Origin of the sequence: Actinotignum sanguinis (assembly GCF_003957255.1) — a bacterium.
GTDB classification, from domain to species: domain Bacteria; phylum Actinomycetota; class Actinomycetes; order Actinomycetales; family Actinomycetaceae; genus Actinotignum; species Actinotignum sanguinis.
Genome location: NZ_QDIE01000007.1, coordinates 38,905 through 63,743 on the forward strand (window position 1 = coordinate 38,905; position 24,839 = coordinate 63,743).

The 24,839-nt window shown below is 62.1% G+C and carries 17 protein-coding genes; 13 read left to right on the forward strand and 4 right to left on the reverse strand.

Annotation, left to right across the window (positions count from 1 at the left end; genetic code table 11):
• Window positions 1–35: 35 nt before the first annotated feature.
• Both DDD64_RS03145 and proC read right to left on the reverse strand, forming a co-directional pair.
• Window positions 36–377 carry a hypothetical protein gene (locus tag DDD64_RS03145; protein WP_126134989.1) on the reverse strand — a complete coding sequence of 114 codons (342 nt, stop codon included), beginning with the start codon at window positions 375–377 and terminating at the stop codon, window positions 36–38.
• A complete protein-coding gene (gene proC / locus DDD64_RS03150; RefSeq protein WP_126134990.1) occupies window positions 378–1,178 on the reverse strand; it encodes a pyrroline-5-carboxylate reductase in 801 nt (266 codons plus the stop codon).
• 146 nt (window positions 1,179–1,324) lie between these two features.
• Between proC and DDD64_RS03155 the strand changes: the two genes are divergently transcribed.
• Window positions 1,325–2,107, forward strand: a complete 783-nt coding sequence (locus DDD64_RS03155; RefSeq protein ID WP_126134991.1) for an SDR family oxidoreductase — start codon at window positions 1,325–1,327, stop codon at window positions 2,105–2,107.
• Between the two features lie 74 nt (window positions 2,108–2,181).
• On the opposite strand, the gene DDD64_RS03160 is transcribed toward DDD64_RS03155, so the two are convergent.
• Entirely contained in the window at window positions 2,182–2,910 is a 729-nt protein-coding gene (locus tag DDD64_RS03160) for a pyroglutamyl-peptidase I (protein WP_164545892.1), read from the reverse strand.
• A gap of 208 nt (window positions 2,911–3,118) precedes the next feature.
• Here DDD64_RS03160 and DDD64_RS03165 point away from each other — a divergent pair, with 208 nt between their 5' ends.
• The 12 genes from DDD64_RS03165 to ffh all read left to right on the forward strand — a co-directional run bounded on the left by DDD64_RS03165 (window position 3,119) and on the right by ffh (window position 23,620).
• On the forward strand, window positions 3,119–3,457 hold the full coding sequence (locus DDD64_RS03165; protein ID WP_126134993.1) for a hypothetical protein: 339 nt from the start codon (window positions 3,119–3,121) through the stop codon (window positions 3,455–3,457).
• An 11-nt stretch (window positions 3,458–3,468) separates the two neighbouring features.
• Window positions 3,469–5,388: an alpha/beta hydrolase gene (locus DDD64_RS03170; protein ID WP_164545893.1), complete on the forward strand. Its 1,920-nt coding sequence runs from the start codon at window positions 3,469–3,471 to the stop codon at window positions 5,386–5,388.
• A 266-nt stretch (window positions 5,389–5,654) separates the two neighbouring features.
• Window positions 5,655–8,864 carry an isoleucine--tRNA ligase gene (gene ileS, locus DDD64_RS03175; protein ID WP_126135014.1) on the forward strand — a complete coding sequence of 1,070 codons (3,210 nt, stop codon included), beginning with the start codon at window positions 5,655–5,657 and terminating at the stop codon, window positions 8,862–8,864.
• Window positions 8,865–8,991: 127 nt separating this feature from the next.
• Window positions 8,992–10,365, forward strand: a complete 1,374-nt coding sequence (brnQ, locus tag DDD64_RS03180; protein ID WP_126134995.1) for a branched-chain amino acid transport system II carrier protein — start codon at window positions 8,992–8,994, stop codon at window positions 10,363–10,365.
• Window positions 10,366–10,493: 128 nt separating this feature from the next.
• A complete protein-coding gene (uriH, locus tag DDD64_RS03185) occupies window positions 10,494–11,462 on the forward strand; it encodes a uridine-preferring nucleoside hydrolase UriH (RefSeq protein ID WP_126134996.1) in 969 nt (322 codons plus the stop codon).
• A 95-nt stretch (window positions 11,463–11,557) separates the two neighbouring features.
• Window positions 11,558–12,997 (forward strand): uridine transporter UriT, encoded by a 1,440-nt coding sequence (gene uriT / locus DDD64_RS03190; protein ID WP_126134997.1) that lies wholly within the window; start codon window positions 11,558–11,560, stop codon window positions 12,995–12,997.
• Window positions 12,998–13,122: 125 nt separating this feature from the next.
• Entirely contained in the window at window positions 13,123–14,661 is a 1,539-nt protein-coding gene (locus tag DDD64_RS03195) for a bifunctional folylpolyglutamate synthase/dihydrofolate synthase (protein WP_126134998.1), read from the forward strand.
• A 95-nt stretch (window positions 14,662–14,756) separates the two neighbouring features.
• On the forward strand, window positions 14,757–16,316 hold the full coding sequence (locus DDD64_RS03200) for an aspartate:alanine exchanger family transporter (protein WP_126134999.1): 1,560 nt from the start codon (window positions 14,757–14,759) through the stop codon (window positions 16,314–16,316).
• A 116-nt stretch (window positions 16,317–16,432) separates the two neighbouring features.
• Window positions 16,433–19,987, forward strand: coding sequence for a chromosome segregation protein SMC (smc, locus tag DDD64_RS03205; RefSeq protein ID WP_276330024.1), 3,555 nt, complete (start codon window positions 16,433–16,435; stop codon window positions 19,985–19,987).
• 87 nt (window positions 19,988–20,074) lie between these two features.
• Window positions 20,075–20,650 (forward strand): hypothetical protein, encoded by a 576-nt coding sequence (locus DDD64_RS03210; protein ID WP_126135001.1) that lies wholly within the window; start codon window positions 20,075–20,077, stop codon window positions 20,648–20,650.
• Window positions 20,651–20,697: 47 nt separating this feature from the next.
• A complete protein-coding gene (ftsY, locus tag DDD64_RS03215; RefSeq protein ID WP_126135002.1) occupies window positions 20,698–21,888 on the forward strand; it encodes a signal recognition particle-docking protein FtsY in 1,191 nt (396 codons plus the stop codon).
• A 169-nt stretch (window positions 21,889–22,057) separates the two neighbouring features.
• A complete protein-coding gene (gene ffh, locus DDD64_RS03220; RefSeq protein ID WP_126135003.1) occupies window positions 22,058–23,620 on the forward strand; it encodes a signal recognition particle protein in 1,563 nt (520 codons plus the stop codon).
• Window positions 23,621–23,679: 59 nt separating this feature from the next.
• Here the strand turns inward: ffh and DDD64_RS03225 are convergent, their stop codons facing one another.
• Window positions 23,680–24,759, reverse strand: a complete 1,080-nt coding sequence (locus tag DDD64_RS03225; protein ID WP_126135004.1) for a cation diffusion facilitator family transporter — start codon at window positions 24,757–24,759, stop codon at window positions 23,680–23,682.
• Window positions 24,760–24,839: the final 80 nt, after the last annotated feature.

The following is a 24,839-nucleotide window of genomic DNA, read 5'->3' on the forward strand; positions in this document are numbered from 1 at the left end:
GTGAACCGTTGGAAAACGTGGAGTTAAAAGGCGAGCTACCTCTCCTTTGCGTCAGTATCGCGGATAGAGCGGGACGCGCGGGTCCCCGGTTTGGCGTGCTTGGCGCGCCGGCGAGCCTCAGCGGCTTCGCTTTCCAGATCGTGCACCACGAGGCGAGCGTGGCGCGCGGTCAAGATGGGGTGGATTTTCTTCGCGGCGCGCATGGCGGTGGCGGTTCCCTCCGCCGCGGCCGCCAAAATGCGTTCTTTTTCTTCCGCGGTCCATTCGTGAGTGCGCATAAAACGTAGTGACCGTGCCTCGCGCAGCATGGAAATTCCCCACAGAATCAGCACCACCAGGAAAATCCCAGCGAAGCTGAGGATCGATAGACCGTTCATTTAACTGAGATTCCTATCTTTATCAATACTGGCCTGCACGCCGCGCACGACGGCCGCCCCGAAACCGGCACGTTCTAATTCCACCACACCGGCCACGGTGGTGCCGCCCGGGGACTGCACCGTATCGGCCAGGTCGGCGGGAGATAGTTCACTTGCGAGCACCAGGCGCGCCGCACCTTCCACCGCCTGTGCGGCGATACGCACCGCCTGCGCGGCCGGGAGCCCATCAGCAACGGCGGCGCGTTTGAGGGCATCAATATAGGTAAAGGTGAACGCCGGGGAGCAGCCGGCGAGCGCAGAAAAGACGGAAAAATGTTTTTCTTCCAGGGTGATATGGGCACCCACTGCGGCGAAAACTTCCCGCACCGCGTCCTGTTGAGCGGGGGTGACGGAGCTGGAGAAGCACAGCGCCGTCATGGAGGCGCGCACACTGGCGGCCACATTCGGCATGGCGCGCACGAGCGGTTGCCTCGGGGCGAGATGGCGGGCGAGAGTGGCAAGTTCAAGGCCCGCCGCGATAGAGACGATAACGGTGCCGGCGGCATGCGCGGCGTCGCTAATTTCTTCCAGAACGTCCGCAACCGCGTACGGTTTCACCGCGACGACGACGATTCCGTCCCCCACGGCCGTGACCAGCTCGGTATTTGAGGTGGCAGGGCGCGCCCCCGTTTCCTTCGCGAAGTCGCGCGCCGCCTGCGCATCTTTTGCAGAAACGACGACGGACGCCGGGTCCGCACCCGCGGCAAGCACCCCGCGCGCCAGGGCTCCCCCCATATGTCCGGTTCCGATAAAGCCGATCACGAGCACTTCCTTTCTACCAGCTAGGCCCGGTGCTCCCGCAGCGGCGCTGAGCGAACACCGGGTATGCTCTCCGCGTTTTATTTTAGGCTGAAGAAAGGTGTTTTATGGCCGGCGTGGCTCTCACCCGGCAGAACGGAGGGTTTGACATGTCACATCGCGTACTCGTGACCGGAGCATCCAGCGGAATTGGGGCGGCGAGCGTCCGTGCCTTGCGCGCGGCCGGATGGGAGGTGATCGCCACTGCGCGGCGCGAAGATCGGCTCCGCCAGCTCGCCGAGCAAACCGGGTGCAGCTACGTGGTGGCGGACGTGACCAAAGAGGCCGACGTCGCACGGCTCGCCGCCACCGTGGCGGAAGCCGGCGGCGTGGACGCCCTGGTCAATAACGCCGGTGGAGCACGCGGGCAGGATCGCGTGGCGGAGGCGAAAATCGAGGATTGGGAGTGGATGTACCGCGTGAACGTGCTCGGTACGCTGCGCCTTACCCGGGCGCTGCTCCCGCATATGCGTGAGCATGGCGGAAGTATCCTCTTTGTGACCTCCACGGCGGCGCAGGAAACCTACGTGGGTGGGGCCGGATACACGGCGGCCAAGCACGCCGAACGCATGATAAAAGACACCCTGCGTTTGGAACTGGTGGGAGAACCGGTCCGGCTCATGGAACTGCGCCCTGGCATGGTGATGACGGAGGAGTTTTCTAAGAACCGGCTCGGCTCGGATGCCGCAGCTCAGAACGTTTATGCCGGGGTTGCCGAGCCACTCCTCGCCGAGGATATTGCTGAGACGGTGGTGTGGATGCTCTCCCGCCCCGCCCACGTCAATATCGATTCGGTGGTTATCCGCCCCGTTGCCCAGGCGAATTCTTGGACGGTGGCCCGCGCCGGGAGCGACGTGGTGGACTTACCTTCCTCGGGGCTGGACGGCGAGTAGGGGCGCCGGGGCGCTGGCACGGTGCCGGCGTAGTACCAGCACCGTTCCAGTATGTGCGGGCATTGTGCGGGAAATTACCGAGCCTTGGCGACCTGCCGGGCAAGTTCGGCAATCGCGGCGGCAATCCCGAGGCCGAGATCATCGAAGGTGCTGGCGCCCCGGGGGAGCACCGGGGCGGCGCCTTCGCCTAACGGTGCGCTGCACACCGTTTCGGGCAATGAGGCACGCCCCGTGTCGCTTAGTGGCGCCGGCTGCGGCGCGGGCGGCGCATCGGTTTCCGCACCCACCGTGGCCGTCCCAACGGTGCGCAGGGCCGGCACGTGAATGAAGATGCCGGGAACCGTAAGCCGGGCCACCCGGTAAGCAATGTTATTGCAGAGGTAGCGTCCCGGATCTTGGCTCGTTTCCGCAGCAATACCGGACTCGTTAATAGCGCGGGTAATATCTGCCACCCGCACGGGGTTCACGGCGATATCTGGACCGCCGGGAATAATGGGTTCGCCGTGGGGTTGGGCTCCTGCATTATCAGGAATCCGAGCGAGGTTTTCATTAAAGGCTTGGCTCTCCGGGGTGATGGCGCTGCGGCCACCGGCCTCCCCGATGGATATGACCGCATCGGGATGAATACGCTCCACTGCCTCAGCCAACACTTTCCCAGCGCGCGCGAAAACCACCGGCAGCATTACCGTCGTGACGTCCACCTCGCAAGGAAGAACCATATCGTGAAGATGCGGGATAGATCGCAGGGCCGCCTCTCGGCTCGCGTTTTCGGTATCGGCACCAAAAGGCTCAAAATAAGTCACTAAAAAACGCACACTTCACCCTACCGCGGACCTCCCTGTGGATAAATGCACGGGTCAAAGCTTGCCTGTGGATGGGCTCTGGACGGATGTTTCCATGCCTGGCACCATCGGCTCAAGCGCTCAGTCAGGGGCGCTAACACACAGGAACTCGAGCGCTCAGCAAGCGGTGCCAGCGCAAAGATAACGGAAACAACACGGGGAGGCAGCGGTGGACGGGGTTCTCATCACGGAATCTGTCACAGCGGAACTGCGCGCGGCGCTCGCGGATGTGAGCGCCGCACTGGCTCCGGTACAGGTCGATAACGTGCCGGGAGCAGTGAGTGCGGCCTTGGGCGGCACCCCACCGCCGGCAACCGTGAGCGCAGGATGCACCGCGGTCAATAGGAGCACCTGTAGTATCGCGGCCCGAGCTGATGAGCTTGCCGATTCGCTCGCCCTAGCTTGGCGTATCTATCAGGAGGCAGATGGCGAGGCCGCAGCGGATTTTACTGGTGTCAAGGGCGTAGAAAACGTCGCGGCTACGGATATTGCGGGGGTGAAACAATGAGATACCTAGCGGTGTCGTGGGCTCAGCTGCGCCGCTGGAACGGTGCCTTACTCACGGCGGTGCTCAGCGAGGTAGCCTCCGCGCGCCGGCGCTGCGAAGAAGCCAGTTGGCAACTGCGGCAGCTAGCCACACGCTCCCTTGCAGGCACGTGGGAAGGCTACGGGGCGCGCGCCTTCCTCTCCGATGTGCGGGCCCTGGCAGCACGTGCCGCCGCGCACACCGACCGTATTGACCACCTGATCCAGGCTTTGGGGGAAGCTCAGCATAAAATCACCCGTACCCAAACAACCGTGAGTGAAGCACTCTCCCGCGCCAACGCTGCCGGCATGGAAATCACGCCCGGCGGTGAGGTGATTGACCCGCTCGCTGGCGCGGATACCACCGGGGTAGCGGAGTGGGAACGCCGTCAGATAGCGATCCAGATTAGGGCGGAGGTAGAGGTAGCCCACAGGTCAGCCGATAATACACTCAACTATCTAGATAAGGTTTTTACCCAGCTGGCCGCCGGGCAGATCGCCCCGGAGGCTCGCACCAACCACTATCGTTCGGTAGGGCGGGTACCGGTCGGGAAAAGCGCGGCGTATGTGCACGCGTGGTGGGCATCCCTGGGCGATGCCGAGCGTTCCTACATGCTTGTTCACTATCCGCAGGATCTCGGTAATCTTGACGGAATACCCTACGCGGTGCGGGATCGCGCCAATATTGCCGTGGCCCGCCAGGATGAAGAAAGGGCCCGCGCCTATTACGACCCTATTCTTACCGAATTATCCGCAGAAATCGCCAGTGCCCAGGCAGATCTCGAGGGCAACTTAGGGAAAAGCGATAGGGAACTTCGCACCGCCCAGCTCGGTGCGGCTCAGTTGCGCTATGCCACTATCACCGCCAACCTGGCGGCTTACGCCACGATCCGCACCCAGCGCGGCCTGGATCGCAACTGGCGTGAGCACCTCTCCCCGTCTCCGGATCACTCGGGTACGCGCCACGATGCGATGCGGCACTCATCGTCGTCACCGGCACGGCCATCTTCGGGGCGCGCAGGCCCGGCGCGCTCCTCCTCGCGGGTGGGCCCCGCGCAGCCCCGTCAGCTTCTCGTTTATCGCGGGCCGAACCGGGCCCGCACCGGAACCGGCGCGGAATTGCGAACTATCCAGGTGGCCCTTGCCCAAGGCGATGTCGATACAGCCCCGTCCGTCACCATTGAAGTGGGTGGAATGACCACCAATGTGGTCACATCCCTCGACTCCCATATGGGGGCGGCAGGTCGCCTAGCTGCTCTGCAGCAGGATATTCTCACCGCCCGTGGCGAAACAGGGAGTCCCGCGGTGGTGACCTGGTTTGATTACGCCGCCCCGCAAAGCGCGTTGGACTCCTCTCTCTACACCCCGGCGCGCGCCCGGGAAGGCGGAGCTAACCTCGCGCGTTTCGCGGAGGGTATCGCCCAGGTTCGCGGGGAGGATCGCCCGCGTATTAACCTGCTGGGGCACTCCTACGGTTCGGTGACGGCTTCAGCGGCTGCGGAGCGGGCTAGGCCCGGCGTCGTCGACACCCTTGTGGTATACGGAACACCCGGGGTAGTGGCCGAAGGTTGGGATATGAATACCGGGCCGCACGGAGCTGGAAGCGCCGCCTCCAATCATGTCCTCTCCAATAAAAAAGACATTATTAACGTGGTCAATGCCGTGGGCGGGGGAGCGGTTTCGGGTGGACATACCGATGCGCTAGGTTTCAATCCGCGCCGGGATCCAGATTTCACCGCGCATCATTTCGCGGGGCGCGGGGGTCTCTTCTCCCAGCATTCGCAGTACTTGGAAAACGTAGATTCCCCGCAGATGCGCGAACTGGCTCGCATCACTACAGAGCCCGGTGCGCTACCGGCTGAAGCTGCGCCGGCGCCGCGATTTGTACCGGTGCGCCCGCCACCCGGAAGCTAGATGCGCCCCGCGCGCGGAAGGGCTACAATGAGCGGCGTTGGCTTTGACCCGGCAATCACCGGCGAGCTCTCGGAAGAACAGCCGCGCGGCCCGCGCCCTGCAGCCCAGTAGAACCGAGCGGGTGGATCCGTTAGCGTCCTAATGAAGCGGTTACCCGCTGCACCACGCGTGCGGCGAGTAGCAAATGAGGTGGTACCGCGGTACCGGATATCCGGCGTCGTCCTCATTCCGACTAGGTTTGAGACACGAGGAGACACCGCGTGGATATGTATCCGCTTCATCGCGAGGGCGGCGTGCCCGCCTCCCCAAACTTCCCGAAGATGGAAGAAGGCACCCTCGCTTTCTGGAAGAAAGACAATACGTTCCAGTCCTCCGTTGCGCAGCGTGAATCCGGGCCGCACGGCTCCAATGAATTCGTTTTCTACGACGGCCCGCCGTTCGCCAACGGCCTACCCCATTACGGTCACCTTCTCACCGGCTACGTCAAGGACGTGGTGGGGCGTTACCAGACTATGCGCGGGCGCCGGGTCGAGCGCCGCTTTGGTTGGGACACCCACGGGCTGCCGGCCGAATTGGAAGCCCAGCGTATCCTCGGGATCGATTCCACCGATGAGATTGAAGAAATGGGCATCGCCACCTTCAACGAGGCCTGCCGCTCCTCGGTGCTGCGTTACACCAAGGAATGGGAAGAGTACGTAACCCGCCAGGCGCGCTGGGTTGATTTCTCCCATGATTACAAGACCCTGGACACCACCTATATGGAATCGGTGCTGTGGGCTTTCAAGACCCTGTACGACAAGGGCCTTGCCTACGATGGCTACCGGGTGCTGCCCTACTGCTGGAATGACGAAACTCCGCTATCCAATCACGAATTGAAGATGGATGACGATGTCTATAAGGACCGGCAGGACCTCAGCTTGACCGTCGGGTTGCGCCTAGAAACGGGTGAACTTGCCCTTATTTGGACGACGACGCCCTGGACGCTTCCCTCCAATCTGGCCATTGCCGTGGGCCCGGACATTGAGTACCTCACCGTGGTTCCGCGCGAAGGCAAGCTGGAAGGCGAGCGGGTGATTATCTCTGCAGCGCGCCTGGAATCCTACGCGAAGGAACTGGGGGACGATCCGGAAGTTGTGGAACGGTTCCCCGGTTCGCAGTTGGTGGGTCGCGCTTACGCCCCGATTTTCGATTACTTCATGAACCGGGCGGCCGACGAGGCACCCGGCCCGCATGCCTATCACGTGATCGCCGGGAGCTTCGTGACCACCGAAGACGGTACCGGGCTCGTCCATATTGCCCCCGCTTTCGGTGAGGATGATATGTTCGCCTGCCAGGAAGTAGGCATCCGCCCCGTGGTCCCGGTGGACGGCGCCGGCCGTTTCACCGCCGAGGTGCCCGATTACGAAGGTACCCAGGTCTTTGATGCCAATCTGCCCATCACCCGCGATCTGCGTGAGGGAACCGGGCCGCTGGCGCGCCGTCCGGAAAACGAGCGCGCCGTGCTTGTTCAGGAGCGCTCTTACCTGCACTCCTACCCGCATTGCTGGCGGTGCCGTAAACCGCTCATCTACAAGGCGGTGTCCTCGTGGTTCGTGCGAGTAAGTGCCTTCCGGGATCGGATGGTGGAGCTTAACGAGCAGATCGAATGGACCCCGGCGCATATCAAGCACGGCCAGTTCGGTAACTGGTTGGCCGGAGCGCGCGATTGGTCCATTTCCCGCAACCGCTTCTGGGGCAGCCCCATTCCGGTATGGCGTTCTGATGATCCGAACTATCCGCGCGAAGACGTTTACGGTTCCCTGGAAGAACTCGAGCGTGATTTCGGGCGACTGCCCCGCAATGAAAAAGGAGAGGTGGATCTCCACCGTCCTTATATCGACCAGCTGACCCGTCCCAACCCGGATGATCCGACAGGGAAGTCCACCATGCGGCGTATCACCGACGTGTTGGACTGCTGGTTTGAATCCGGCTCCATGCCCTACGCCCAGGTTCACTATCCCTTCGAAAATAAGGATTGGTTCGAGGACCACTACCCGGGGGATTTCATCGTCGAATACATCGGACAAACCCGCGGCTGGTTCTACACTCTCCACGTGCTCGCCACCGCGCTCTTTGACCGCCCGGCCTTCCGCACCTGTATCTCCCACGGCATTGTGCTGGGGGATGACGGCCAGAAGATGTCGAAATCGCTGCGTAACTACCCGGATGTCTACGAGATGTTCGACGAGGTCGGGGCCGATGCGATGCGTTTCTTCCTCATGAATTCGCCCATCGTGCGCGGCGGGAACCTCATCGTGACCGAACGTGCGCTGCGCGATACCGTGCGCCAGGTGCTGTTGCCGCTGTGGAATGCTTACTATTTCTTCGCGCTTTATGCCTCGACTTGCTCGAAAGGGGAGGGCTACCGGGCCCAGCGGGTGAGCGACCCCTCCGGTCTGGATGTTATGGATCGCTACCTGCTGGCCAGCATTAAAGAGCTGGCCGATAAGGTGCGCACCGACCTGGATACGTACGATATTCCGGCCGCCTGCGACCGGGTGCGCGGTTTCCTCGATGTGCTGACTAACTGGTATGTGCGTACCTCCCGGGATCGCTTCTGGAATGAGGACCACGCCGCCTTTGATACGCTCTACACGGCGCTCGAAGTGCTCATGCGGGTGATGGCACCCCTCGCACCTCTCGTGACAGAAGAGATCTGGAAGGGCCTGACCGGCGGGCGCTCCGTCCACTTGGAAGACTGGCCTGAACTGCCTGATTCCTGGGCGGATGATGCGCTGCGCGAAGCGATGGACGAGGCGCGCGCCGTCGTCTCCGCCGCGCACTCCCTGCGTAAAACCCACCAGTTGCGGGTGCGGCAACCGCTGCGTAGCCTCACCATTGTCACCGACCGTGATCTGGCACCTTTCGCGGACCTCATCGCTCTGGAAGTCAATGTCAAGAACGTTGAACTCAAGGACGTGGCGCAATCGGGGATGAAGGTCAGCCGTGATCTCAAGGTTCTCCCGCGCGAGCTGGATCCTCAGCTGCGCAAGATGACCTCCGCGCTCTTCCAGGCCGCCAAGGCCGGGAACTGGAGCGAGGACGGTGCGGAAGCGGTGCTCCATACCGATCCGGAGGTGCGCCTGGCGCCCGGACAGTTCGAGATCACCGTATCGGTGGAAGCCGATCCGGGCTCGGTCGCCGCGGCGCTCGATTCCGGTTCTTTCATTGCCCTGGATACCGAGGTGGATGAAGAACTGGAGGCCGAAGGTTACGCCCGCGACGTCGTGCGCGCCGTGCAGGACGAACGCAAGAACGCGCAGCTACACGTGGCCGACCGGATCGCCCTCAAGCTCACGGTTCCCGCAGAGCGAGTGGATGCGGTTAGCCGCTACCTGCCTTTCATCCAGGAGGAAACCCTCGCGGTGCAGGCGCAGGTGACGGCGGGTGCAGAAGGCGCACCGCTCGGCATCGAGGTGACGAAAGTCGCGCGCTAACGGGAGGCGCGCTCTGTAACGGCGCGCCGTGATCCTCTAGAGTAGGGGCCTTGCACGGGCCGCGGTAGACCACCATGGTGTCTGCCGCGGCCCCGCAGGCTTCTCACAATTCACACGAAGGTCAGGGATGAAAAACTCGCGCGTCCTCACGCTCGCTGTTACCGGTTTGGCGCTCTTTGCCATGTTCTTCGGGGCGGGGAACCTTATTTTCCCGGTGATGCTCGGCATTCAAGCCGGAACGAATACGCCGCTGGCTATCGCCGGTTTTATTGGCACCGGGGTGATTCTCCCCGCCATCGGCCTCATCGCCGCCACGTCCAGCCGCGACGGCACCCCGCAAGATATTGCGACCCGTATCGGCCGTATCCCCGGTCATGCGCTGCTGTGGGCGATTTTTATTACCACCGGAGTTTTGTATGCGGTGCCGCGGGTGGCCGCGGTGAGTTTCGAGGTTGCGGTCCGCCCCGTGATGCACGACGACGCCGCAGCCCGCCCCGCCCTCCTCGTTTTCTCCGCTGTGTTCTTCGTGGTGGCCGTACTCGTGGCCCTCAATCCGGGCAAGATGGTGGATCGGGTGGGAGGCATCCTCACCCCAGCCCTCGTCATCCTCATGGCGATTCTCATTACGGTGGTGGTACTCCATCTGCCGCCCCAGGTTGCGCTTCCGCAGGCGCCGTATGCTCCGAATGCGCTCACCGGTGGCCTGCTGAGCGGGTATATGACCATGGACGCGCTGGCAGCCTTCGTCTTCGGGCTCGTCATCGTATCTTCGCTGCGTTCTAAGGGCTTTACATCTCGCGGGGCACTCTTCGGGGGAGCTGCGGGCGTGGCCCTCATCGCCGCGTTGATCCTCGCCGCGATCTACCTGGGGCTCTCCCAGATAGGGGTGCGGGTGGCGACCGAGGGTTTCGCTAACGGTGCGGATGCATTGGCTGCTGTTTCCGAGCGTTTCTTCGGGCGGAGCGGCCAGCTTATCTTCGGTGCCATCACGATTCTTGCGTGTTTGACGACAGCGATTGGCCTGCTGGGCGCGGCAACCCAGTTCTACCGCAGTTATCTTCCGGGGCTGGCGTACCGTCCCCTCCTCATCGGGCAGGGCATGTTTGCTTTCGCCATGTCCACCCTGGGATTGGAAGGAATCCTCAATTTCATTAACCCGATCAATCGCTTTATTTATCCCATCGCGATTGTTCTTATCTTTGTGACGCTTGTCGATCTGGCGGTGCCCGGACGCCTGCACTGGTCCTACCGCGCCTCCGCCTGGATTGCGGCACCTTTCGCGCTTCTGGACGGGCTGGTTGTGACCGAATGGGATATTTTCTCCCCCGTTGCGGAGTTTTTGGCGCTCTTCCCGCTGGGCGCAGAAGGACTGGCCTGGGCCGGGCCGGCGTTGCTCGGTTTTGTTCTCGGGCTAGCGGTGGACGGCATCCAGGGGCGATTGTTTCCGCCGGCTCTGGTGCGGGCGGGGGCCGATGTGCCGGCCGCGGCGCCAGTATCCTGAGGCCGCGGCGCCAGGCTCGTACATGTTTGCGGGGTGTTGGTGAACGCTCGCGGTGAGATTATTGTTTCTATGTTTTAATGAAACCACGTAGAACTCCGCGGGAGTTCCCCAAGGATGTGGAGAAAAACATGGCAACACAGCACACCCCGGAAAAAATCATTTTGGATTGCGATCCCGGTCATGACGACGCCGTTGCGATGCTGCTGGCGTGGGCGAATCCGCAGATTGATCTGCTTGCCGTCACCACGGTGGGTGGCAACCAGACTCTGAAGAAAGTTACGAATAATGCCCTCGCCGTGGGCACCGTCATGAAAATGATCGGCGTGCCTTTTGCGGCCGGATGTGATCGTCCGCTGGTACGCCCGGTGGAAGTCGCCCCCGATATTCACGGAGATACCGGCCTGGATGGCACCGAACTACCGGCCCCGGCTATTGAGCTTGATTCCCGGCACGCCGTCGACCTCATTATCGACACGGTGATGGCGCACGAACCGGGCACCGTCACCCTTGTTCCCACCGGCCCGCTCACCAATATCGCGCTGGCGGTGCGCAAGGAACCGCGCCTGGCCGAGCGTGTCAAGCAGGTGGTCCTCATGGGCGGGGGCTACCACGTCGGCAACTGGTCCGCCGTCGCCGAATTCAATATCAAGATCGACCCCGAAGCCGCGCATATTGTTTTCAACGAGCCGTGGAAGGTGGTTATGGTGGGGCTGGATCTCACCCACCAGGCGCTCTGCACCCCGGAAGCCTACGCGAAGATCGATGCGGTGGGCACCCAGCCGGCCCGTTTCGTCCACGAACTCATGGACTTCTTCCGTGCCTCCTACCAGGATGCTCAGGGCTTCGACTACCCGCCGGTACACGATCCGTGCGCGGTGGCTTACCTTATCGACCCCACCATCGTGGAAACGGTGCAGGTCCCCATTGATGTGGAACTCACCGGCACCCTCACCGTGGGGATGACGGTGGCCGATTTCCGCGGACCTATTCCCGAAGATTGCCACACCTGGGCTGCGACCCGGCTCGATCACGGGCGCTTCTGGGATCTCATCGCTGATGCGCTTGAGCGCGTAGGCGAACACCACTACCTGGGCTAAATACAGGGCTAGGCCCTTTCCAACCCAACCTTTGTGAACGGAGGACGGCGCTGCCACGGTGCGGCGTCGTCCTCCCCGGTGAGAAAGAAAAAACTATGGCATCTTCCGTTCCCACGCGTGGCGGCCGGGCACAAACCGGCTCGCGCACGAATATTATCGTGCTGATGGCCGCGCTGCTGTGCGCGGTCTTCGCTTTCCAGCTCAACGCGTCCATGCTCTCCCCAGCACTGCACACCATGAGCGTGGAACTCAATGCGACCGAAGTTGAAATTGGCGTGACTCAAACAGCTTTCTTCGCTTCCGCCGCCCTCTTTTCCCTCTTCCTGCCCCGCTGGGGTGATCTGATCGGGCGCAAGAAGATTTTGCTGGGCATGCTGCTGGCTACCGGGATTGGATGCGTGGTGTCCGCGCTCGCACCCAATGTCACCATCCTCGGTATCGGGCGCGTGATTCAGGGGACTGCCGGGCCGATGGTGCCCCTCACCCTCGTGATGCTGCACCAGGAAGTACCCGAGCCGCGCCGTTACGCCAAGTACATGGCGATTCTTACCTCCGTCAATGGCGGTATCGCCGGGGTGGACGCCCTGTTGGGCGGCTGGATTGCCGGTAACTGGGGCTTCCGCTACGTGTTTGTGTGCATGGCAGTTGTGTGCGCCGTCGCCTTTGTGGCTTCAATTTTCGGAACTCGCGAATCCCAGGGCGACCGCACCCCAATGGACTGGCCCGGGGTTGTCACGCTGCTCATCGTTTTCGGCTGTGTCTACTTCGCTTTCAACGAGCTGGGTAAGCTCGGGGAGGCCCGCTGGTGGCTCATCGGTGTGGAAATTCTGGTGGCGGCCGTGTCCGCGGTGATCTTCTGGAAGATCGAATCTTCGCGGGCCCACCCGCTGGTGGCCACTCGCTACCTTAAGCAACGGCGCACCTGGGCGCTCCTATCTACCACTCTCTTCACCATGACCGGGGTGTTCGCGGTCATGAACGGTCTTATCCCGAATCTGGCGCAGCTGGAAGCCAGCGCCGGTGGTCTGGAAATCCCGGCCGAAACGGTTTCCTTCGTGACGCTCACGCCCTACGCTATTGCCGGCCTCATTATGGGCCCGATTGCCGGGCAGCTCGCTTCGCGTTTCGGCTACAAGAAGGTGCTCCAGGCGGGGCTGCTCTCCACGGTTATTTTCCTTGGTATCGCGGTGTTCGGTGTGGGGGCACCCTCGAAGTCGCTCATCTTCTTCCTGTGCGTGGCCATTGGTATTACCTACGCCGGTACCGTCAATATCATGCTCAACGGCTTGGGCATTGTGCTCTCTCCGGCTGATAACCAGGGCTACCTCCCGGGTATGAATGCCGGCGCCTTCAATCTGGGCGCGGGGCTTTCCTTCGCGATCCTCACCGCGGTGGCCACCGCGGTGGGCGGCACTGAAAACGTGGTGGGAGGTTACCAGGCCGGAATTGCGGTGGGCGCGGTCCTTGTGATTATCGCGCTCCTGCTCTCCACCCTCATCCCGTCAGTGGAGAACGCTGAGGAATCCGCCGCCTAGACACATCCGTACATCATGGTTTGTGCAGACCGATAGGTGTGCGGGAACGGGGCCCACGGGGCTGGCAGCGCCAGTCGCACCGTGGGCCCCGTAGTATATGCTGGTGTGCCGTGAAAGGGGCAGGTATGGGCACGAATAACATTAGCTACGACGGTGCGGACTACGACAGCGAAGAGGCGCGGGAGGCCGAACTTGATGCGGCACTTTCCGAGGTCCTCAATTCTGGAATTTTTGGGGACGAAGCGGTGCTCCGAGATATCAAAGAGTCACCTGATCCCACCATCGAACTTGCGGATATCACCGCAGAAGAAGCTCAAGTGGAGGAGATCTACCGGGATATCCTCACCCGTGCTCCCGAACACAAGGTGCAGCCCTCTCTTGGACGCGTCCAGATGTGCTTGGATTTGCTCGGTAACCCGCACCATTCCTACCGGTGCGTGCATGTGACGGGTACCAATGGGAAAACCTCGACGGCACGCATGATCGAAGCGCTGCTACGTGAGCACGGCCTGCGTACCGGGCGTTTCACCTCCCCGCATCTGGTGTCGGTGCGTGAACGCATCGCCATCGACGGGCATAATATTTCCCGCGCCGATTTCATTCAGGCATGGGAAGATGTAGCGCCTTTCGTTGAACTGGTGGACCAGCGCTCCCAAGCTGAGGGAGGGCCGCGCATGAGCTTCTTCGAAGTATTTGTGGTCATGGCATACGTAGCTTTCGCCGCCGCACCTATCGATGTGGCAGTGGTCGAAGTAGGTATGGGGGGACGGTGGGATGCCACCAATGTGATCGACGGCGACGTCGCTGTTCTCACCCCCATCGCTCTCGACCACGAACGTTGGCTCGGGCACACCATCGCACAGATTGCAGGTGAAAAAGTCGGGATTATTAAACCCGGGGCCAGCGTGGTGAGCGCTGCCCAACCAGAGGAAGCCGGTGCGGCTATCGCTCAGGCAGCCCACCAGGCCCGTGCCCACGTATCTGTCTACGGGAAAGATATACAGGTCCTCGGGCGGGAGACTGCGGTGGGCGGTCAGCTCATGACCGTGCGCACCCCGGCAGCTCGCTACGACGATATTCCCCTCGCACTGCGCGGCTCATATCAGGCAGAGAACGCGGCGCTGGCGCTCACGGCGGTTGAAGCATTCTTTGGCGGGCGCGCGCTTTCAGGTGACGTCGTCGAACATGCCCTTATGGCCGTTACCTCGCCCGGACGTCTCGAAGTGGTGCGCACCTCTCCCACCGTCCTCGTAGACGCAGCTCATAACCCCCACGGCGCCGCACATACCGCGAGCGCGCTGGAAGAATATTATCCCGGCCGGCGGGTTGGGGTGCTCGCCATGATGGCAGATAAGGATGTGGAAGGGACCCTAGGGCAGTTCGAGCCGGTGCTGGATGCCGTTGTGATCACCGATATGCCCGGGGAACGGGCTATGGACGCCGAGGATCTGGCGCGCCTGGCCCGGGAGGTCTTCGGTGAGGATCGAGTACGCGTGGAACGCGATCTGCTCGCCGCAATCGACGAGGCTGCTGGATGGGCTGAGGCTGAGGCCGGTGAAGAACTCGCCACGCCGGTGGTGGCGGTCGTTGGGTCGGTTTATCTGGCTGGAATGGCGCGCCAAATCATGGGCAAAGGTACTCCTGACGAAGCGCCTACCGAGTAGGACGGGGCGGGCACGGTGCACCAAAGCGCGGGCACGGTACACCGACTTGGTAGAGTAGACAACGTTCTACCAGTCTTCAACTCCGAGGTGGCACTGTGCTCGATATCCTTGCCAGCAATACCGTTCTCGTTGTTTTCATCGTGGTGGCGCTCGGCGCCGCCTTCGGGGCGATTCCTTTCGGTCCCCTGAAATTCGGGGCAGCGGGGGCGCTTTTCATCGGTTTGCTTGTCGGTGCGGTGGTTCCACCTTCCACGTCGCTCCTTGTGCTCTTGCAAGATTTGGGCCTGGGTATTTTCGTTTATATGATCGGCTTGGAAGCCGGGGAAACATTCTTCCAAGAGATCCGCAAGCAGCTGGGCCTTATGCTTGCCTCCGTTATTGCGATTACGGCCGGTGCGGCAGCCGCGGTGGGAATCGGGGAGCTTCTCGGTTTATTGCGCGGCACTGCCGTGGGTGTTTTCGCAGGTTCGCTCACTTCGACGCCTTCGCTTGCTCTCGCCCAGGAAATGACCGATCCGGATAACCCTGCGGTGGGTTATTCCATTGGTTACCCGGTCGGGGTCACGCTCGCCATTGTCATGGTCGCTATTTTTATTAACCGGGAATGGAAGGCCCGTAACGACCAGCTTGATCCGGATGATGTGGAACTGGAACAGGCAACCGTGTACGTGGATCGGGATATCTCCGCGCAGCAGATGCGGGATATCGCGGGTCAGCAGGTGCGGTTCGTAGCAATGCGGCGCAATCGGCGCTGGCACATCCTCGATATGGAACGTGCCCTGGAGCCGGGGGATCGGGTTCGCATTTTCGCCTCCCGGGCAGCGCTTTCTGAAGCCATCGAACGCCTGGGGAGCCGCATGCGCCATCGGCGGCTGACTGATCCGTATCTGACGGTGCACCGTTTTACGGTATCCAATCGGGATATTGCCGGACTTACGGTGGGGACCCTCCCGCTCTATCGCCGTTTCGAAGCCCGAGTGACGGTTATCCGCCGTGCCGACGACGAGATCCTCGCCACCCCGGATACCTACCTGGAAATGGGCGACGTGGTAGAAGTCGCTCTACCTACCTCGCGGGTGGAGGAGCTCGAGGAATACTTCGGTGACTCCGTTTCCAGCTCTTCCGAACTGGACTGGGTGGCAGCGGCCGGCGGCCTTGCCCTCGGCTTTGCCCTCGGACTGGTAGAAATCCCGCTGCCGGGTGGCGCGGCTTTTTCTCTGGGTGCGGCCGGTGGACCGCTTGTGGTGGGGCTGATCCTCGGAGCGGTGCACCGCATCGGCAGGGTACCCTGGCAGCTGCCGCGCCCCGCGAATCTCACCTTGCGCCAGTTTGGCCTCATGCTCTTCCTCGCGGCGGTGGGCCTCAACTCCGGTTCTGCTTTTGCCTCCACCGTCTTCACAATGATGGGCCTGAAATCGCTGCTCTTGGCCGCAGCAGTGAGTATCGTTGGGTGCGGAGTCATGATGGCTGCCGCGTGGGCGCTTGGTTCCTCGGCCACCCGTTCTGCGGGTGCGGTGGCAGGACTGCTCGGGCAGCCGGCCGTGCTTTCCTACGCTACCTCACGTACCACCGATAACCGGGTGATGACCGGTTATGCTACAACCTTCGCGATTGCACTTATCTACAAGATCGTCGTCGTTCCTTTCATGTTCTAGCGGCACCGTAACGGTGCGATGCACATTGACGGCGTGCCACCGCGAGGTGGGTACCGGTAGCAGGTGGTGCCCCGTCGTAGCACCACCGGTGGCGCCGTCTGGCATAATCTGTAATCGTGCACTTAAAAACCTTGACCATGCGAGGATTCAAATCCTTTGCCACCGCCACAACAGTGCGCTTTGAACCCGGAATTAACGCGGTAGTAGGCCCCAATGGATCAGGTAAATCCAATGTGGTGGATGCCCTCGCCTGGGTGATGGGGGAACAGGGTGCGAAAACCTTACGTGGCGGTTCTATGGCGGATGTTATTTTCGCCGGTACCTCGCGCCGTCCCGCGCTCGGACGCGCGGAAGTCTCCCTTACTATCGATAATTCTGACGGCGTGCTCCCCATTGAGTATTCCGAGGTGACCATCACCCGCACCCTCTTCCGCGCCGGCGGCTCCGAATACGCCATTAATGGTACTCCGGCACGACTTCTCGATGTCCAAGAACTGCTTTCGGACACCGGGATGGGGCGGGAAATGCATGTTATTATCGGGCAGGGCCGCCTCGATGAGGTTCTCACCTCCAGTCCTGAAGAGCGCCGCAATATCGTGGAAGAAGCCGCCGGGGTGCTCAAGCACCGCCGGCGCAAAGAAAAAACTCTGCGCAAACTTGAAGCGATGAAGGGGTCGTTTACGCGGGTGGAAGACCTCACCGCGGAGCTGCGCCGCCAGCTCGGGCCGCTTGCCAAACAGGCGGAGGCCGCCCGGCGTGCCCAGGTTATTCAGGCAACCGAACGCGACGCGCGGGCACGCCTCCTTGCCGATGATCTTGCCCAAGCGCAGGCGCGGCTCGAAGCCGGAACCGCTGAAGATAACCGTACCGCCCAGCTGCGCGAAGAAAACCAAGCGGCCCTCACGCAGGCCCGCGCCGCCCTCGCCGCGGCAGAGGAACACCATGCGCGCCTGAACCCGCAGCTTTCCTCACTGCGTGACAGCTCCGAGCGTCTCGCCTCCCTCGAAGAACGATTCCGCGCCATGGACGAACTGGCACGCGAACGGGAACGCACCCTGAGCACCATGCCCGCACGGGGCGGCCAAGATGACCCGGAGGAGCTCCGGGCGCGCGCCGTACGGGCCCGGGCCGAAGAAGAAGAACTGGAAGGGCGCGTCCGCGACGCTCAGGATGCTTTGCGCGCCGTCCTCACCCAGCGGGAGGAAAGTGAAACTGCGGAAGCCGCGGCCGAGCGCGCCTATAACGAGGCGAGCCGGGTGCGGGCCGACGCGCGAGAGAACGCTGCGCGCCGTGCCGGGAAGGTCTCCGCCATACGATCCCGCCTCGAGGCGCTCACGGCTGAAGTTGAACGTGTAGACAAGGACGTGGCGGCTGCGCGCCAGCGCGTGCAGACCACCAGCGTGCAGGTCACGGATATCGAAGAAGAGCTTGTCGCCACCTCCGCCGGGGACGATACCCTCGCTACCGCACATGAAGAACATACCCGGGCCCATCTGGCGGCTCGCGCTGCCGTGGAAGAGGCTCGCGCGAACGAGGCACGTGCTCGCGAGGAAATGGCGCGCTTACAGGCCATTGTTGATACCCTTGCGCTTTCTTTGGAACCGGAAGATGCGACCGCGTGGGCTATCGAGCACGGTGCGGCATTGTTGCGTGACCACCTCCATGTGGAACGCGGTTGGGAAAGCGCGGCGGAAAATGCGCTGGCGGGAACCGCCGCCGGTGCGGTGGTAGACGACCTCGACAGCGCCGTGGATATTTTGCGCGGTGCCGCGCAGGCGCAAGCCGGGCGTCTCACGCTCAGCATTACGGAAGGGAAGAACGACGACGCTGTAACTGCCGCGCGCGAAGCTGAGCTGAGCACCGCCTTTGAGACGGTGCGCCCGGATAAGGATGCCGCCGTGCATGCATTAGCGGTGGTGAGGTGGTCCGGGACGGGCAGCGACCTGGCTGGCCTTCTCAAGCAACTTCTAGCTGGCACCGCACTTACCGTTGATCTTGTTACAGCCCGCCTGCTTGTGGCTGCCGGGGCGCCTCGTGCGGTAACAATGAGCGGGGACGTTATCACGGCGTGCACCGCTACCGGGGGAGAGGCTACCGCTGCTGCCACTCTCGCCCGCCAAGCTGCCTACCAGGACGCTTCTGAGCAGCTCGATGCCGCCGCCACCGCCGCTGATGAAGCAGCCGTGGCGCTGCGGAAAGCTGAGAGCGCCGAGGAAGACGCGCGGGCTCGCGCCGAGGCTTCCGGGAGCGAACTGACGGCGCGAGACTCTAATCTGGCTGCCGCAACTGCCCAATTAGGAGCTTTACGCCAAGCTCTTTCTACGGCGCGTGCCGATGAAGAACGCGCCGTCGCTCGTGCCGCCTCCTTGCGGGAAGATATAGCCGCCCGGCAGGCAGAGCTGGAAAGCTTCACGCAGCCCGAAGAGAGTACTGCTGATATTCCCGATGATGATGAACTTGCCCGTCTCTCCCAGCAGCGTGATTCCGCGCATGAAGCTGCCGTGGCCGCCCGTAAACAAGAAACGGAGGCCCGGTTGGCGCTGCGCACCGCCGAAGAACGTTTCCGAGCTTTGAGCGGGCGAGCTGATGCTCTGGATAACCGGGCTCGATTGGCCCGCGAACGCCTTGAACGGGAAGAACGTGCTCGCCAGGCCCGAGCCGAATATGCGGTGCTAGCCGGGCAGGTAGCGGCCGCGGCGGTACGAGCCCTAACCCACGTGCGCAGCCTACGTGCCGAGGTGGCCGAGCAGCGTCGTCGGGTAGAAGAAGAACAACACGGTGCCGAGGGGCAGCTCACGCACCTACGTGAACACGCCGAACAGCTGCGTGCCCGTGAACGCGAGCTAGCAGATTCCACCCATGTCCGGGAACTGGCGACCGCCCGCGCCCGCATGGAATACGAACAGCTGGCCACCCGTGCCCTTGAGGACCTGGGTGTGGACAGCGCTACCCTCGTGGAAGAATTCGGGCCGCTCACCTCGGTGCCCACCGACAACGGTGCGGTGCCCTACGTGCGGGCCGAACAGGAACGGCGCCTAGCTACGGCGCAGCGAGCCCTCGCTCGGCTGGGCACCATTAACCCGCTCGCCCTGGAGGAACACGCCGCGCTAGAAGAACGCCAAAGGTACCTGGCGCAGCAGCTTGATGACCTGAAGAAGACCCGCGCCGATCTTCTCGATATTGTGGCGGAGCTTGATGAGCGAGTCACCCTCGTCATGAAAGCCGCGCTCAGCGATATTAGTGCTCGTTTCGAGCAGGTCTTTGCTCGCCTTTTCCCGGGTGGGGAAGGGCGACTTATCATCACCGACCCGGAGAATGTGCTGACCACCGGGGTGGAAATCGAAGCCCGCCCACCGGGTAAGCGCGTCAAGCGGCTGTCCCTGCTGTCGGGAGGGGAGCGTTCGCTCACCGCCATTGCCTTCCTCGTGGCAATCTTTATGGCGCGCCCTTCCCCGTTCTACGTTATGGACGAAGTGGAAGCAGCCCTCGATGATGTCAATCTGGGGCGCCTTCTCGAGATTTTCCGGGAATTGCAGCGCTCCTCTCAGCTCCTCGTGATCACCCACCAAAAACGAACAATGGAAATCGCCGATGCGCTGTACGGGGTAGCGATGCGCGAGGATGGGGTTTCCACCGTGGTATCCCAGCGCATGTCTGAACTGCGCGAATAGCGAGACTTACGTTGCAGTTCGGTAACAATTGCGCCAGCGGGCGGGTCGGAGGTAGCCGGCCGCCCCGAAAATTCTCATAATAAGACCGTGCCCCTTATCATCGTTGTTATCGCCATCATTATTGCTGCCGCAGCGCTGGTGTATGCCCTGTCATTCGCGCGGAATTCCGGGAAAAGCACCGGTGTATCCGTCGCGGAATCATTTGACGCGTGGCGCTCTGATGAACTGGATATGGACACTTATGACATCGTCCACCATGATACGGCGGTGGATGATATGTTCGAAGCTTTCGCGCACGAATCCGAAGCCTATATAACCTCCGAAACCCTCGATGAGCACTTTGATCGAGCTCGGGAAACGGAGCGTGAACTCTCGGAAACGGTGCGCCGCAATAGTGAAAAACTGCGGGCGCGTATTCCTGCGCCGCCGCTGCGCCGTCGTGCTGAGAACGTTGCAGAAGATACTCGCGCGGAGGCGAACGCTGCGGATGCTTCCACGGGTGTACCGGAAGAAATCCATGTGGCGAATTTCGCCGGGGATCCGGATGAGACCCTGGTAGCGGACGTGATCACTGACGGTGCTGGCGGCCAGAGCGGCACCGTTGATATTGCGGAAAGCTTCGAGGCTGAAGACGCTGAAACCCGCGAACGGCGCAGCGCCTAACACGTTGCCGGCTGGAAAAACCCGGCCCCCTCTGCAAGACTGGAGGGGTGGATAATCCTGTAGTTCTTGCACTTGTCATCGCGGCCGTTGCTGCCCTTCTCCTTGTTCCCCTCGTTATTTCCCTGGTGAAGAAGAACCAGCGGCGTGAGGAATTGGAACGTCGGAACATCCCCGTTCTTGAGGGGGATTCCACCGCAGAAGCTCAGGAGGGCGCCGACGAAGAAACCACCGGGGAAATCCCCGGTGAAATCCCCGGTGAAACCGCCCCGGATGTTGTTACGGTTCCGGCGGTTGAACAACCCGAATCGGTCCCCTCCCGGATGCAGCGTTTGCGTGCCCGACTGGCCCGTTCGGGTGGCTTCGGGCAGGCTCTTTTGGCGATTCTTTCTCGGGGTGATCTCTCCGCGGCGGACTGGGAAGAACTGGAAGATACCCTCATCATGGCCGATGTGGGGCTGGATGCTACCAGTGAGATTATGGAGGGTCTGCGCTCGCGGGTGAAGATTGAAAGTACCAGCGATCCGCAACGGGTCCGTGAAATTCTGCGCGAAGAGCTGCTGCGCCACGTAGGTCCGGATATGGATCGTTCCCTCAATCTCACTCGTAGTGAAGCGGATTCCGGGGCGGTGCATCCCGCGGCGGTTCTGATGGTGGGTGTGAACGGTACCGGGAAAACCACCACGGTAGGTAAGCTCGCGCGTTTGCTGCGCGCGCAGGGAACCACGGTGCTGCTCGGTGCGGCAGATACCTTCCGCGCGGCCGCAGCTGATCAGCTGGTCACCTGGGGCGACCGAGTGGGCGTGGATGTTGTGCGTTCGGATCGCGAAGGGGCAGATCCGGCCTCCGTCGCCTTCGATGCGGTGGCGCAGGCCGATGCAACCGGTGTGGACGTGGTTATCGTGGATACCGCCGGACGCCTCCAAAATAAGGCCGGGCTCATGGATGAGCTCGGAAAAATCAAGCGCGTCATGGAACGCACCGCACCCGTCAATGAAGTTCTCCTTGTTTTGGACGCCACGACGGGGCAAAACGGGATGCAACAGGCCCGTGTTTTCGCGGAGGTGACCGGATTAACCGGGATCGTGCTGACCAAGCTGGACGGCACTGCCAAGGGCGGCATCGTTATTTCGGTGCAGCGTGAACTCGGTGTGCCCGTCAAGCTGGTGGGCCTGGGGGAGGGGCCGGATGATCTGGCACCCTTTGATCCGGAAGGTTTCGTCGATTCACTGCTGAGCTAAGGACGCCTAGCTGAGCCACGTGCGGGCATAGCGGAGCTACGGCGCGACGGTGCTGCGGAGCAGATCCACCGCCGTTAGATTCTAGTTTGACGCACGATAATGGGTGAATATGCGTGCTCGCGCACCCTGCTTTACAATGGAACGAGTTTGTTGACGCGAAGGCTGGCCAGTGTTTAATAATCTTTCCGACCGGATTTCCGGTGCATTCAAGAATCTGCGCTCCAAGGGTGTGCTCACCCAAGCGGATGTAGAGACCACCATTAGCGAGATTCGGCGTGCCCTCTTGGACGCCGACGTCGCGCTTCCCGTGGTGCGCGAGTTCACCGCAGCGGTGCGCGAACGCGCCACCGGTGCGGTACGCTCCCAAGCTCTCAACCCCTCTCAGCAGATCGTCAAAATTGTTAATGACGAACTCATCGAGATTCTCGGTGGGGAGACTCGGGAACTGAATTTTGCGCAGGGGCGACCCACCGTGGTGATGCTGGCCGGCCTCCAAGGTGCGGGTAAAACCACGCTGGCAGGTAAGCTCGGGCGCTGGTTCGCGCGCGGGGGCCGCAAGGCGCTCCTCGTCGCCTCCGATTTGCAGCGGCCTAATGCGGTGCAGCAGCTCCAGGTGGTGGGCGAGCGTGCCGGTGTGGACGTATGGGCTCCCGAACCCGGTAATGGGGTGGGGGACCCGATCCAGGTGGCCGCCAGCGGTGTAGATTACGCGGCCGCGAACGGCTACGGCGCCGTCGTGGTGGATACCGCCGGACGCTTGGGTATCGACGATGTTCTCATGCAGCAGGCCGCTGATATTCGGGCTGCCGTCAACCCCGACGAAGTCCTCTTCGTTATCGATGCCATGATCGGTCAGGACGCGGTCGCCACCGCGAAGGCCTTCCAAGATGGGGTGGGCTTCACCGGCGTGGTTATTACCAAGCTCGACGGCGACACCCGCGGTGGCGCGGCGCTCTCGGTGCGCGGCGTGACCGGCAAACCAATCCTTTTCGCCTCCACCGGTGAAAAACTGGAAGATTTCGAACGCTTCCACGCCGACCGCATGGCCTCCCGTATCCTCGATATGGGCGATATTCTCTCCCTCATCGAACGCGCTGAAGCCACCTGGACGCAAGAGCAGCAGCGCGAACTTTCCGAGAAAATGAGCGAGGGGTCCTTCGATCTCAATGACTTCCTCGTACAAATGAACCAAATTAAGCGGATGGGTTCGCTCAAGAAACTCATGGGGATGCTGCCCGGAATGGGGCAGTATCGCGAAGCCCTCGAGCAGTGGGATGAATCCTCGATGGGGCGCGTGGAAGCTATTATCCAATCCATGACGCCCGCTGAGCGCCGTACCCCGAAAATCCTCAACGGTTCGCGCCGCCAGCGCATCGCTCGCGGCTCGGGAACCACCGTCCAGGAAGTCAATCAACTGGTGCAGCGCTTTGAGGGCGCCGCCAAGATGATGACGCAGATGAGCCGCGGCGGCGGCATGCCGGGAATGCCCGGTCTGCCCGGCGTTGGCGGGGGCTCCCGCAAGCAGAAACGCGCGAAGAAGAACGTTTCGGGTGGTAAGAAGGGGCGTTCGGGTAATCCGGCCAAACGCGCCCGTCAGGAAGCCGAAGCCGCGGCGGCACGGCAGCGTGCCGAACAGGGCTCAGCTTTCGGTAAGGGCGCCCAGCTTCCCGGGTCTGCCCCTGCGGCTCCCGATATGGCAAGCATGGAAGAGCTCAAGCGTTTCCTTAAGTAACGACGACGGCGCAGCGGGCAGGAGGGAGCTTGCCCGCTGCAATGTTCTTAGCAGAGTGGTTATTTCTGGGAGGTAGCGGCGTCGTCGTTTTTCCCTGTGGTTAAAGCCTCCACCACGATATCCGGAACCGCGTCGGAAATACCTCCCAGCGGCACGTAACCTTCCGGAATATCCTCATAGGAGCGCGGGTCCTCCAGTGGCTCCACGTGGATGAGGGCGCGTAGATGGGGCACCGCGGCGCGTAATTCCTCCGCGATATCTTCGGCGAGTTCGTGCCCCTCGCGCACCGTCCAGGTGGAGGGAACCAGCAGATCAAAATTACAAAACGACTCACGCCCGGCCACTCGGGTCTGCAGCCCGTGGAAACGCACCTCACGGCGGGTATGCGAACGTAGAATCGCCACGATTTTTTCGGTATCCGGCTCAGACAGAGCTGCGTCCATGAGTCCGGCGAGGGATTCGCGCAGCAGCTTAACCCCGGTGGCCAAGATATTGACCGCAACGAGGATAGCGACGATGGGATCGAGCAGCGGCTCATCGGTTAGCGCTACCAAGCCCACGCCCACGATCACGCCTACGGAAGTGATGACATCCGTGAGGAGGTGCTTGCCGTCGGCGCGCAAGGTAGGGGAACGGTGCTTCGCGCCGGCGCGCAGCAGGACGAGGCCGACAATCCCATTGACCAACGATGCGAGCGCCACGATGCCCAAACCCCATCCCAGCGCCGCTAGCGGCTGGGGGTGAATAATGCGGTCAACGGCGGAAAAAATAATAAAACCGGCTGCCGCGAAAATCATCGCGCCTTCCACAGCGGAAGAAAAATACTCGGCCTTGGAACGCCCATAGGTATAGCGTGCATTTGCGGGTTTCGCGGCCGCGGACAGGGCCAGCACCGCGACTACCGCAGCTGCCAGATTGACTAAAGATTCTGTGGCGTCGGAGAGAAGACCCACCGAATCGGTGAGCCAGTAGCCAGCCGCTTTGAGCGAAATGGTGATGAGGGCGGCCGCAACGGAGAGCCAGGCGTAACGCACGAGCTTAGAGGTAGGCGCGGGAGCAGCCGAGGGTGAGCCCACGGTGCTGACGGTGCCAACGGTGCAGGCTACGGTGGCGGGAAGGGGGTTATTCACGCTTCCCATCTTGCCAGGCGCGGCGGTGCTTGTCAGGTTGAAACGGTGGGAGGGCGGGCTCGCACCGGGACTGTCGCGGATTCGCACCG

Coding starts and splice junctions, on each gene's coding strand:
- DDD64_RS03145 (WP_126134989.1), bottom strand. CDS start 377: ATGAACGGTCTATCGATCCTCAGCTTCGCTGGGATTTTCCTGGTGGTG.
- DDD64_RS03225 (WP_126135004.1), bottom strand. CDS start 24,759: ATGGGAAGCGTGAATAACCCCCTTCCCGCCACCGTAGCCTGCACCGTT.
- uriT (WP_126134997.1), top strand. CDS start 11,558: ATGGCATCTTCCGTTCCCACGCGTGGCGGCCGGGCACAAACCGGCTCG.
- ileS (WP_126135014.1), top strand. CDS start 5,655: ATGTATCCGCTTCATCGCGAGGGCGGCGTGCCCGCCTCCCCAAACTTC.
- uriH (WP_126134996.1), top strand. CDS start 10,494: ATGGCAACACAGCACACCCCGGAAAAAATCATTTTGGATTGCGATCCC.
- DDD64_RS03155 (WP_126134991.1), top strand. CDS start 1,325: ATGTCACATCGCGTACTCGTGACCGGAGCATCCAGCGGAATTGGGGCG.
- DDD64_RS03195 (WP_126134998.1), top strand. CDS start 13,123: ATGGGCACGAATAACATTAGCTACGACGGTGCGGACTACGACAGCGAA.
- brnQ (WP_126134995.1), top strand. CDS start 8,992: ATGAAAAACTCGCGCGTCCTCACGCTCGCTGTTACCGGTTTGGCGCTC.